This window comes from Bacillus sp. CGMCC 1.60114 (genome assembly GCF_042676365.1).
Classification (GTDB): domain Bacteria; phylum Bacillota; class Bacilli; order Bacillales; family Bacillaceae_G; genus Bacillus_A; species Bacillus_A rhizoplanae_A.
Genome location: NZ_JBHTHG010000093.1, coordinates 65,505 through 77,737, shown reverse-complemented (window position 1 = coordinate 77,737; position 12,233 = coordinate 65,505). Strand labels below are relative to the sequence as shown.

Sequence of the window (12,233 nt, the reverse complement as noted above, 5' to 3'; positions counted from 1 at the left end):
TTGCACGCTCCTAAGCGTACAAGGCTTTTCCCCTTTAATTTGCTTGTTTTAAATGATCTTGCGAACTTTCATCTTCTTTTAAATGGCTATGTTTTTTAGAATACCCGAAGTATACAATAACCCCTAGTGCAAGCCATCCACCGAAGTATAACCATGTTGTCAATGGTAAGTTAACCATTAAGAATAAACAACATGCAATCGAAATGATTGGTAGTACTGGTACAAGCGGCACCATAAAGCCGCGTTTTAAATTCGGATGTTTTTTGCGAAGAATCAGTACTGCAATACCTACCATTAAAAATGTTAATAATGCTCCAATATTCGCTAAGTTTGACAATTCTTTCAAATCGACAAATCCGGCAATTAAAGCACCTCCGATACCTGTTAACCATGTTGAAAATACCGGTGCTTCTGTTTTTGGATTAATTTTTGCAAATGATTTCGGAAGTAAACCGTCACGGCTCATTGCAAAAAATACACGTGTTGTTGCATAAATGTAAGCAAAAATTACAGCCATGATACCAATTACTGCCCCAATTGAGATAACACCCGCTACTTTATCCTGTCCAACAACTTCTAATACGTGAGACATCGCTTCTGGTACATTTAATTCTTTGTATGGCACCATTCCTGTCATAACAAGACAAACTGCAATATAAATAACTGTACAAATTGCAAGTGAAGCAATAATACCAATCGGTAAATCACGCTGTGGATTTTTTACTTCTTCAGCTGAAGTTGCTAATGCATCAAACCCTAAGAAAGCAAAGAATACCGCAGCTCCCCCAGCGAAAATTCCACTTAAACCATAAGGTGCAAACGGTGTCCAGTTTGCTGGTTTTACATAGAACACACCAACTGCAATAAACAATATAACAATACCGAGTTTAATTAATACCATTGCATTATTTACACGTTTGCTTTCTTTCGTACCACGAGATAGTAACCATGTTAATACTAACGTAATTACAATCGCTGGAAGGTTCACAATTCCGCCATGAGCTGGAATCGTTAACAATTGTTTCGGAATTTCTAATCCGAATCCACTCACTAAATTACTAAAGTAACCTGTCCAACCACCAGCTACTGCTGCTATTGTTACGACATACACTGCCAACAATGTCCATCCCATTAAATGAGCAATAAATTCTCCAATCGTTGCATATGCATACGTATATACACTCCCTGATACAGGTAGTGCTGTGGCAACCTCTGCATAACATAATGCCGCAAAGCCACAAACAATTGCTGCAATCATAAATGAGAAAATAACAGCTGGACCAGCATCTCTTGCTGCAACGATTCCAGTTAATACAAGAACGCCTGTACCGATAATCGCACCAATTCCTAACATTGTTAAGTCAAATGCCCCTAATGTTTTTGTCAAAGTCTTACCTTGACTTTGGCTTAACAATTGTGTCACAGATTTCTTTTTGAATAAGTTGGCCACTCTTCTTACCTCCTTCTAGTAAGAAGAGCTAAGAGGCATTTCTCTTAGCTCTTATCCTGATGCATGAAAATATTGTCCGATATTTAAATTAGCAAGATACTGCTTCTGCTTCTAATAATTCTTTTGCTGCTTTATATTCTACACCATGAGCTTCTGCAACTGCTTCAAATGTTACATAGCCTTCTAATGCGTTAATACCTTTTAATAATGCAGTGTTTTCTAAGCAAGCTTTTTTGTAGCCTTTGTTTGCGATTTGTACTGCATATGGTACTGTAACGTTTGTTAACGCAAGTGTAGATGTGCGTGGAACCGCACCAGGCATGTTTGCAACTGCATAGTGAACTACGCCGTGTTTTTCGTAAGTTGGGTTGTCATGAGTTGTAATACGGTCAGTAGTTTCAAAAATACCGCCTTGGTCGATTGCGATATCAACAACAACAGAACCTGGCTCCATAGATTTGATCATTTCTTCAGTTACAAGTTTTGGTGCTTTTGCTCCTGGAATTAATACTGCACCGATTACAAGATCAGACTCTTTTACAGCTTGTGCAATATTGTAAGGATTAGACATTAAAGTTGCTACTTGATTGCCGAAAATATCATCTAATTGACGAAGACGCTCTGCACTTAAGTCGATAATTGTTACCTCAGCACCTAGACCAACTGCAATTTTAGCAGCATTTGTACCAGCTTGTCCACCACCGATAATTGTTACTTTACCGCGTTTTACCCCTGGAACACCTGCAAGTAAGATACCTTTTCCGCCTTTATTTTTCTCAAGGAATTGTGCACCAAGTTGTGCTGCCATACGACCTGCAACTTCACTCATAGGTGCTAATAATGGTAAAGAACGGTTTTCTAATTGAACTGTTTCGTAAGCGATTGCTACTACTTTATTTTCAATTAATGCTTTTGTTAATTCTGGTTCTGGCGCTAAGTGTAAGTAAGTGAATAACACTAAACCTTCACGGAAATATTTGTATTCGCTCGCAATTGGCTCTTTAACTTTCATTACCATTTCCATAGACCAAGCTTCTTCAGCTGTTTCTACGATTTTTGCTCCTGCTTCTACATATTGCTCATCAGTGAAACCAGAGCCTAATCCTGCACCTTTTTGAATGAATACTTCATGGTTGTTACGAATTAAATGTACAACACCAGCTGGTGTCATAGCTACACGGTTTTCGTTGTTTTTAATTTCTCCAGGTACCCCAATACGCATAATGAAATGCCCCCTTATAATTAACAGAAAAAAGCAATTCTTTTTTCTTTTTATAATAATTAATAACTTATGAATTTATTCTAGCATAACTTCATATTTATGAAAACGCTAACATATTTAAAAAGTAAAAGTCTTTATATTTCGAATAGTGTAAATATAAGGAATTATATTTATTTAAAAAGGGTGCATACTCTCTTTCTCTATTCTACCATTCTATTTTTATTATTCCCAGAAAATGCTCTAAAATAGACAAATATCAGAAGATTAATTTGGATTATATAGGTAAAACTTCAGAAATGGTTCTTTTAAATTCCTGTTTAACACCTTTACAAAAGCTTAGATTACATACTTATTCCTTTATCAGTATAATTCCCGAAACTAAATCAACTACTATGCTCATTACATTCAATTGAACAAAATCGCTTATAAAGCAGAGCATTATCATTGTATCTTTTTACATCAATCCGTGTTTTTAAAAGAATGCCAAGTATAGTTAAGTTACATCATATATAAGCTTCTATACGATTTCGAATAATTTTTTCTTACACCATCTGCATTTTCCGAAATAGTATCAGCTGCAACCTAATTTGGGCAACTGGTGGAGGCTTCACCTTATTAAAAATTAAAGAAAGTAATCAACAACAAAGGCCTACCCCAGTTTGGGATAGGCCTTTGTTGAAATATTAATGACTTGTTCGTTGAATAATCTATAACACAATTCGTTTTTCAGTTTCAGAGTCAAAATAATGAACTTTGTCCATATTCAAAGCTAGATCCATCTCAGATTGACTATACACATCAACTGAGGAGTTAACACGTGCAACGAAGGATTGACCATTGATATTAGAATAAAGATATGTTTCTGATCCCATTAATTCTGACACATCAATCGTTACCGTTATCTTTGTATTATGAGGTGACTCTAAAAGTGTTTTGCCGTAATAAAAATCTTCTGGACGTATACCTATGATAATTTCTTTATTCACATACCCTTTGTTTCGTAAACTCTTCATCTTCTCTTCCGGAACTTCAATTTTCCATTTATCAATCATAACAGCATTTTCTGTTAATGTTCCTTTGAAAAAGTTCATTCCAGGAGAACCGATAAAGCCTCCGACAAATACATTTTCTGGTTTTTCATAAACTTCTTTAGGTGTGCCAACTTGTTGAATGATACCGTCTTTTAGCACAACTAAGCGTGTTGCCATTGTCATCGCTTCTATTTGATCATGCGTAACGTACACAGTTGTTGTTTGCAGTTGTTGGTGTAACTTTGTAATCTCGGCACGCATTTGAACGCGCAGCTTTGCATCTAAGTTTGATAATGGCTCGTCCATTAAGAAAACTTTTGCATTTCGAACAATCGCTCGACCTAATGCAACACGCTGACGTTGTCCACCAGAAAGTGCTTTTGGCTTTCGGTCTAAATATTGCTCAAGTCCAAGGATTTGTGCTGCATGTTTCACACGTTGGTCAATTTCCTCTTTACTATATTTTCTCAGCTTTAAGCCGAACGCCATGTTATCATAAACTGTCATATGTGGATAAAGAGCATAGTTTTGAAAAACCATTGCGATATCTCGATCTTTCGGTGTAACATCATTTACACGCTCTCCATCAATATAAAAGTCTCCCTCTGAAATCTCCTCAAGTCCTGCAATCATACGTAATGTCGTCGATTTCCCACATCCTGAAGGTCCAACCAAAACGATAAATTCTCCATCATTCACTTCTAAATTAAAATCTTTTACGATTGTCACATCATGATCATATTTCTTATAAATATTTTTGAATGATAGCTGAGCCATAATTGCCTCCTATAATTTTAGCTATTTTTAAAGATACTGTTATTGACAATATTGACCACACATTGTTTTATCCTGCTATTCGCGGGCAGTAAGACCCCCACCTCAAGATTGAGAGAAGCGAAGAAGATAGGTGGGGGATAACTGCCCATAAAAGCCCGATTGGTGAGAGCTTTCCATCAGTGGGGGATGAAGAAAACCCCCACTGATGGAAGTTTCACTTTATAAAATTTTGGAAATGTCCTTCATACTGTCTAAAATATAATCCGCTTCGCCTTCTAAATCTTCCTTACTGCTTGCACCCGATAAAACGCCTACTACTTTAATATTGCTATTTCTTGCAAATTTAATGTCTGTTAGTGTATCGCCTACCATTAAAACATCTTCTTCATTCAGTGAAAATTTCTCTTTGAACATATAATAGAAATCACTGTCAGGCTTTGTCTTATGAACACCATCATCTGCGCCTAAAAAGTCTACATAATCATATAATCCTGTCATTTTAAGTGAGTGAACAGCTGCATCAACGTCGTCTGCTGTAACAACCCCTATTACATATTTATGATCTTTTAAATATTTTAAGGTTTCTTTCGCACCTTTCACTTCTGTAAATACGAGATCATCTGCTGTAGAATGTTTTTTAAATAATGCACATACATCATCAATAAAACTCTCTTTATCCACATTTTGATTTTCTAATAACGAAAACCATGCAGCCGCAATAAAGTAATTTGTTTGACAAGCTAGTAAACTCGTACTCTCAAAATCATTATCACCCATACCAATAATCTTAAGGTATTCATTTCGTTTACTTTTTTCATTTGGATACATTTGAAATATATCATCTAGCACACGATGAACAACTTTGTACCATACAGAATCTAGCTGTATGAGTGTTCCATCTTTATCAAAAATAATTCCTTTATTCACCTTCTGGTCCTCCTAAAACTTCATACCATGTTTTTATGCTCTGACGCTTAACGTTATTATGAATAGGATTTATAAACGCTACTAATTCATCATCTTCCCAACCCTCAACTCTAGCATATGCTCCTTCATTTAAAGAAAAGTCAAAGGCTACTTGGCTGCCAAATTCTTTTTCAATCACTTGGCCATTCACAATTAATCTCCACTCGCATGGTTTATCTGTATGAATGCTGTAACGAATATTTCCTTGCGCCTCGTCACCGACATAAATGGTTTTACCTTCATTTTGAATATCTATCTCTAATTTTCTAAATCGAGAAAAATAAATTCTGCCTCTTTGAATAGAATCTTTTAAGTTTTTCATAGATAAGCCATCACATAATACGTACGTTCCTGGGTCACCATAAATCGATGGGTCTTTAGATCCTGGGAATGTTTTAGATGGATGTAAATGAGAATCACTTCCGCCAATCCCCCAAATTTTAAGACCACTTAACCACATTTGATCGAAGAACTTTAAAGCTTCTAAAGTAGATGGCTTGCTCTTTTTATAAGTTGGATCACACATGATTTCCATTGTATGAATATTTTCTAGATCAATATCAACTTGGTTCGTCCAAGGTTTCATAAATGCGTGATTCACACTAATTAAATAGCCTTTTTCTTTTATGAAAGAAAATAGTTCATCCATGCTTTTAGCGTTCAGCGATTCATCTAAATACTCTGTGAAGTTAACATATTCTTTCATCCCGAACACATTGTAATGACCGTAAGGAGTTGTCAGTTCCATCGATGGTATGATCAATGTGCTTCCTTTTTGATAAGATGGCATAACAATATTGTGTTCCGTTGCATATAAGAAATCTAACTCTTGTTTTTCACATACGCTCATTGCCAGCTCGTCATCCATCTCACCATCTGTTAAATCTGTGTGGACGTGAAAATCTCCTTTGTACCAACGATGCTCTTCATTCATTACCTTTTCAAAATTGTATTCATCAATAAAGACATTTTCCTTGCAAAAATGCTCTCGATCATATTCTCGTTCTACCTCATCATTCACCAATATATTTACCTGATAGTCCAGTTTTCTTCCGGTAAACTTTAGTGCTTTATCTGCACAATGAGGGGTATATACTACTTCTAATTCCCAATTACCAGATGGTATTTCCCCTCCAACGCACCCAGCTGAACAAAACTTCGGATTTTTTGCAACAACCAGTTTTTCGTCAACAATTGGCGTTTGATACTGTATACGCACATAACCTTTAGGATCTCTCAAGATTAGTAAAAGCGGAATTTTTCGGCCGACCCCTTGATCGATAGTTAATGTAAAGTTAGCAATGTCAGTTGAATCCATTTGGAAACAATGTTTATTTTTTATAAATGGAGAAAGAGTCATGGCACCTTTCATTTCAATCATGATTCCCACACCCTTTTTTTATTTTTACTTACTAAAATATAGAGGAGAGGTACCTCTTTGATTCAAAAGCACCTCTCTGTTCTCTACAAACTAATTCATGGAAATTTTATTTCTGCTTTTTCAGAACTTTATCTAATTCTTCCTGCGCAACTTTAGCTGCTTCATCTAATGCTTGTTTTGCAGGCACTCCTTCAATTTCTACTTTATCCTTAGCTACATTTAATGCGTCATTGATTTTACCGCCTGTTGGATCCACAAATGGCGCAACTCCATTTTTATTAGCTTGCTCTAATGGAACTAATGCTTGTGGTTGTTTTTTAACAAATTCAGCATAAGGACCATAGTCTGTTACACTGTTACGAACAGGGATATAACCTGTTGCCATTGACCATTCAGCCGTTTGCTTAGTGCTTGTAGCAAATTTCATAAAGTCATATGCACCTTTTGCTACTTCTGGATCAACATTTCTCGTTAATGTTAATAAATACGTTTCTAATTTTGGTGCTGGTTTATTATTACCCCAAGCTGGTTGCGGTAATGCTCCAAATGTGTCAAGACGTTCTTGCTCAGTCATTCCTTTGCCTAACGATTTAAAAACAAATCCTTGGTCACCAGATGAGCCTGTAAATCCTAACGTTCTACCTTCAACTAAATCGATGATTGTTTTATCCCAATATTCCCATCCAGTTCCACCTGAATTAATCTTCATAATTTTATCTTGGTGAAGCCATGTACGGAATTTTTCCCATACTGTAACCCAAGTGTCGTCGTTAATTAATACTTTTTTACCATCTTCACTTAATACATTTCCGCCAGCACTGCGAACCGCGTCAATTAAGTTTGACGTACCCCACATTGGCATCCAACCTGCGTATGTGACATTTCCATTTGCGTCACGTTTTGCTACTTTTTTCGCTACTTTTTCTACGCCTTCCCATGTCTTTAAATCGTCAGGTGTAAAGCCATTTTCCGCTAACACTTTTTTATTGTAATAAAAAATTTGAGTTGTACCGTAAAAAGGAACCCCATATAATTTCCCATCAATTGTCGCTTGATTCATAAAACCTTTTCCGTAATCTTCTTTGTTAAATTGCTTATCATCTTTAACATATTCATCTAAAGGTACAATTAACTTTTTCTTAGCATATTCTTGAGCAACGTCTGAACCTAACAATGCAATTGCCTCTTGGTTATTCGCTGCAAATCCACTTTGAAGCTTTTGATAAGACTCATCGTAGTTACCTGCTTTTGTTGTTTTCACTACATATTTGTCTTGACTTTTATTGTATTCCTCGACAATCTTGTCTACTTTGTCTGCAAGTGAACCACCTACACCATTAATAAACGGAACAACAATCTTATCTCCTTCTTTACTTACTTTGACAGTACTTCCTGTTCCACCTGAACAGCCTGCAAGTGCACCAACAAATAAGGACAAAACTGTTAAAAGCATTAATAATTTTCTCATCCCGAATGTCTCCTTTAATGTTTAGTTAGCCTTTTATTCCTGAATCAGTAACGCCTGAGAGGAACCATTTTTGTAAAACTAAAAATACGATTAAGAGCGGCACTGTGGCGATTGTACTTGCAACCATAATGTGCGACCAATCTCGGCCTAAAGAACTATTAATGAAATAATCAGCAATTCCGTTAGTAATTAATTTTTTGTGGCCATCATTCAATATAAGAGCTGGCCAAATATAGTTATTATAATTACCAATAAATGTAACTAAACCTAATGTTACAAATGATGATCGCGTCATCGGAAAAATAATCTTCCAAAGAATACGCCAATCACTTGCTCCATCAATTTTGGCTGCTTCTACTGTTTCATAACCAACCTTGTGGAATGATTGTTTTAAATAGAAAATACCGAATACACTAACAGCCATAGTAATCATGTATCCAAAGTGTGAATTAAGTAAGCCCATTTTTCCTAACATCACATATACCGGAACATAAGATACAGCTCCAGGAATCATGTACGTTGCCATGACAACACTAAATGTCAAGTTCTTCCCTTTGAACTTATAAAATGCCAACATATAAGCAAAGAGTGCAGACGAAACAAGTACATATATCGTGATAAGGAAAGAGGTATAAAAACTATTAAATATATACGTGCCAAACGGAAGAGTGTCTAATACTTGACGATAATTTTCCCAGTGAAATTGCGTAGGCCAAAAACCTCCTTGTAATACTTCACTGGATGTTTTAAACGAACCAAGTACCATCCATATGAATGGAAAGACAAACACAATACTTGATAAAGTCAAAAAGATATGCTTTAGAATTAATGGCTTCTTTTTCGTATCATTCATCTTAATAGTTCACCCACTTGTCACCTACTATCTTGTTTATAACGGATAGCAGAATTGTAATGATTAATATAATAAATGCGATTGCCGTTGCAGACCCCATATCGAACTGTTCAAACGCTTGTTGGAAGAATAAATAAAGTAACGTTCGTGTCGAACCGCTCGGTCCACCTTGTGTTAAAATTTTAATTTGATCATAAGCCTGCACCGAAGTAATTATATTGACAACAACTAAGAAGAATGTTGTTGGTGAAACCATCGGTAGTGTTACATATCGAAATTTCTGCCATGCATTTGCTCCATCAATACTAGCAGCTTCATACAAGCTATCTGGTACTTTCTCTAGTGCACCGATATAGAAAAGCATCGTCCATCCAACTAGTTTCCATACCGTTACAATAATGACCGCTAGCATCGCTGTATGACTACTCTTTAGCCAGTCCAAACCCGGTATCCCGAAAAATTCTAGCACCTTATTGATAGCTCCAAATTGAGGTTCATATAGAAGTGACCATACAATGGATACAGCTACCGTTGGCGTTACCCAAGGTGAAAAAATCATTAATTGATAAATTGCAGAACCTCTGAACTTCTTTCGGAAGAATAATGCTAAACCTAAACCTAATACAATCGTTGGAACGACTGTCCCAATTCCAAAATAAAGAGTATTTAACAATGCCTGTATAAAAGAATCCTGCGTAAACAAATTAATATAGTTATTTAAACCAACAAAATTAAAGCCATTGGTCATGAAATCCCAGTCTGTAAAACTAATACCCAAACTAATGAAATTCGGAATGATCCAAAACAATATTAGAGGTATTCCAACCGGTAATAAAAAGAACACAGCTTTTGATAATTTTATTTGCATTCTCGCACCTCCTAATTCATATTGTACGGGCACATTATTAATGCAATGTTGTTATTATGTTAACGAATTGTAAAATCAACATAATAACAAAACAAAACAATATATTTACAAAAAACATAACAAAAAAGACTATTTCTCATTAAGAAATAGTCTACTTTAAAATGTTCTTTCTATACTGTTATTACTTCAATACCTTTACTTAATAGGGCATTTTGCCATCTTTCATCGAGCTTAGCATTTGTATACAGCGCATCGATATCCTCAAAATTTCCACTTTTATAAAACTTTGTTAAATTAAACTTTGTCTCATCTATCATCATCACAACTTGTTTTGCGTTTTTCTTTAATTGCTGGAAAACTTGCGCGTCCTCAATATACGAACACGTCAGTTCCTTTTCTAAAGAAATTCCATCACATGAAGCAAATAATTTATTAACAGTAAATTGGTCAAGATAGTTTAACATCATTTCTCCAGACAATGCTAATGAATTTGAGTTTAACATTCCACCAAATACTATTAATTTGCAATCAAATGAATCATACTGTTCTTTCAGCTCGATAACCTTATTAACAGCAGGTATCGAGTTTGTTAGAATCGTCAAATTCTTTTTATCATGTATGAAATCTAAAATTTGCATCGTGGTTGTCCCAATTTCAATTGCAATAATATCATTATCTTCTACTAATTTACTTGCTTCCATAGCAATTTTTCGTTTTTCTTCAATATTCTCAGATCGACGCTTATCAAAATAGAATTCAATGGTATGATCTTTTTTCTTAACTGCACCACCATGTATTTTCGTAAGCTTACCTTCCTTATGCATCATATCTAAATCTCTTCGAATTGTTTCTGTGGTAACATTTAGCGCTTTAGCTAAATCATTTACCATTACCCGATTGTATTTTTCTAACTCATCAAGTATGTATTTTCTTCGTTCAAATTGTGTATAAGATTTCATCCAATTCACACCTCTTTGTATTACACAAAATATACATATTTCTAAAAATGCTTATAAAGACTAGAATAATACCTTTAGAATGACACTATCTATAATGGTACACAGTAGCGTTATATGAATATATTTCCTATTCATCCCGCTATTCGTGAGCAGTAAGACCCTCACTGATGGAAGTTTCACTTTATCAAGTGTTTTCGCGAAGAAACGTATGAAAACTTCACTTCGCTTATTATCTTTAATAGATAAACAAACAACCCCTTATAATTAAGATGGGTAATCCTATCCAAATTTCTAATTATAAGGAAACTCACACGGACAAGGATAACATAAATGCTACAATAAATGAACTACTAGAAGTATTAGGTAAAAAACCTTTTTCTAGATTCTTCTTGATTATGAATGTCGACAAATATGTTAAAAGGCTAACAGCATACCAGTTTCTTCAATATATAATAACTATTTTCGAAATATATGTATCACTGTATCCCGCTATTCGCGAGTAGTAAGATCCCCACCTTAAGATTGAGAGACAAGCATTGTCCAGCTCTAGCGGCTAGAATCTCCGGTCGTTTCGCCCCCCTCGGACGTCCTGCGATTCTGGGCAAGCCGCTTTCGCTTTTCTACAGAAGGTAGGTGAGGGATGAAAAAACCCCCACTGATGGAAGTTTCACTTTATAATTTTCGTATAATCGCTCCAACTATTCACATCATAAAAAAAGGCTGCTTCTTCATACGATATCGTTATGCCCTTTACAAATGATTCTTGAAAAATAGTACGCGCTCCTTGATCACCTTTTAATGTTTGCAAATAAGGAAATATTTTCTTTGCAAACAAAACAGGCGGTCTTACAATTCCGCGATACTTTGCTGCTACATAATAGACCGTTTCATTTTGTTTATAACAATCTATTAATTCATTAATTAGCTCTGTTTTAATAAAGGGTTGATCAGCCAGTAAGACAACAATTCCATCCGCTTTCATACGCATTGCCTTTTTAACACCGCAGCGAAGTGAATATGATTGTCCTTGACTAGAATGGGAACAAGAAAGAATGTGCACGTTCTCGTATCGTAATGATTGTGAAACCCAACTCGCATCATTTGTGATAATAATAATATCGGAGAGATTTGAGGACAAAGCGGTTTTGAGGGCTGCATTACCTAGTGGTTCATTATGTAAAGGAAGAGAAAGTTTATGTATTCCCGGTCCCATTCGTCTACTATTTCCAGCCGCCAAGTATACACCAATGATTTTCAT

10 protein-coding genes are annotated in these 12,233 nt (G+C 35.5%); all 10 read right to left on the bottom strand.

Annotated elements, in window-relative coordinates; genetic code table 11:
* Positions 1 to 34 precede the first annotated feature (34 nt).
* The 10 genes from ACFQZ1_RS14005 to ACFQZ1_RS13960 all read right to left on the bottom strand — a co-directional run bounded on the left by ACFQZ1_RS14005 (position 35) and on the right by ACFQZ1_RS13960 (position 12,233).
* Positions 35 to 1,450 carry an amino acid permease gene (locus tag ACFQZ1_RS14005; RefSeq protein ID WP_377882792.1) on the bottom strand — a complete coding sequence of 472 codons (1,416 nt, stop codon included), beginning with the start codon at positions 1,448 to 1,450 and terminating at the stop codon, positions 35 to 37.
* A gap of 88 nt (positions 1,451 to 1,538) precedes the next feature.
* Positions 1,539 to 2,672: an alanine dehydrogenase gene (ald, locus tag ACFQZ1_RS14000; RefSeq protein WP_377882791.1), complete on the bottom strand. Its 1,134-nt coding sequence runs from the start codon at positions 2,670 to 2,672 to the stop codon at positions 1,539 to 1,541.
* A 707-nt stretch (positions 2,673 to 3,379) separates the two neighbouring features.
* On the bottom strand, positions 3,380 to 4,480 hold the full coding sequence (locus ACFQZ1_RS13995; RefSeq protein WP_377882790.1) for an ABC transporter ATP-binding protein: 1,101 nt from the start codon (positions 4,478 to 4,480) through the stop codon (positions 3,380 to 3,382).
* Between the two features lie 219 nt (positions 4,481 to 4,699).
* Entirely contained in the window at positions 4,700 to 5,407 is a 708-nt protein-coding gene (locus ACFQZ1_RS13990; RefSeq protein WP_377882789.1) for an HAD family hydrolase, read from the bottom strand.
* Positions 5,400 to 6,818 (bottom strand): CehA/McbA family metallohydrolase, encoded by a 1,419-nt coding sequence (locus ACFQZ1_RS13985; RefSeq protein ID WP_377882890.1) that lies wholly within the window; start codon positions 6,816 to 6,818, stop codon positions 5,400 to 5,402. The genes ACFQZ1_RS13990 and ACFQZ1_RS13985 overlap by 8 nt, the downstream gene beginning before the upstream one ends.
* 115 nt (positions 6,819 to 6,933) lie before the next feature.
* Complete coding sequence (locus ACFQZ1_RS13980; RefSeq protein ID WP_377882787.1) at positions 6,934 to 8,295, bottom strand: ABC transporter substrate-binding protein; 1,362 nt, start codon at positions 8,293 to 8,295, stop codon at positions 6,934 to 6,936.
* A gap of 25 nt (positions 8,296 to 8,320) precedes the next feature.
* Entirely contained in the window at positions 8,321 to 9,148 is an 828-nt protein-coding gene (locus tag ACFQZ1_RS13975) for a carbohydrate ABC transporter permease (protein WP_377882785.1), read from the bottom strand.
* A 1-nt stretch (position 9,149) separates the two neighbouring features.
* Complete coding sequence (locus ACFQZ1_RS13970; RefSeq protein WP_377882784.1) at positions 9,150 to 10,016, bottom strand: carbohydrate ABC transporter permease; 867 nt, start codon at positions 10,014 to 10,016, stop codon at positions 9,150 to 9,152.
* Positions 10,017 to 10,186: 170 nt separating this feature from the next.
* Positions 10,187 to 10,975: a DeoR/GlpR family DNA-binding transcription regulator gene (locus tag ACFQZ1_RS13965; protein WP_377882783.1), complete on the bottom strand. Its 789-nt coding sequence runs from the start codon at positions 10,973 to 10,975 to the stop codon at positions 10,187 to 10,189.
* Positions 10,976 to 11,642: 667 nt separating this feature from the next.
* Positions 11,643 to 12,233, bottom strand: coding sequence for an NTP transferase domain-containing protein (locus tag ACFQZ1_RS13960; RefSeq protein WP_377882782.1), 591 nt, complete (start codon positions 12,231 to 12,233; stop codon positions 11,643 to 11,645).